Here is a 265-nt window from a genome sequence, read left to right as displayed (position 1 = left end):
GATGTGGACGATCACGCCCTTCTCCCGGGCGATCATGCCGGGCACGAGCGCCCGGTCGAGCCGCACCGCCGGCATCAGGTTGAGGGCGAGTTCCGCCTGCCACGCGGCGTCGTCGAGGGCTGCGAACCCGCCCGACGGAGCGGAGGATCCGCCCACCACATGGACGATGACATCGACGCCGCCGAAGCGGTCGCCCACTTCCCCGGCCACACGGGCGCAGCCCTCCGCCGTGGTGACGTCGGCGGCGATGTAGTGCACGCCCTCG

At 72.5% G+C, this 265-nt stretch carries 1 protein-coding gene; it reads right to left on the bottom strand.

Annotated features, from left to right (window positions below; genetic code table 11):
- A partial coding sequence (locus LL06_RS26140) for an SDR family NAD(P)-dependent oxidoreductase (RefSeq protein ID WP_035534030.1) occupies positions 1 to 265 on the bottom strand: 265 nt, incomplete at both ends.

The sequence above is a fragment of the Hoeflea sp. BAL378 genome, assembly GCF_000759435.1.
Lineage (GTDB): Bacteria > Pseudomonadota > Alphaproteobacteria > Rhizobiales > Rhizobiaceae > Hoeflea.
This window is presented reverse-complemented; position numbering and strand designations above follow the sequence as displayed.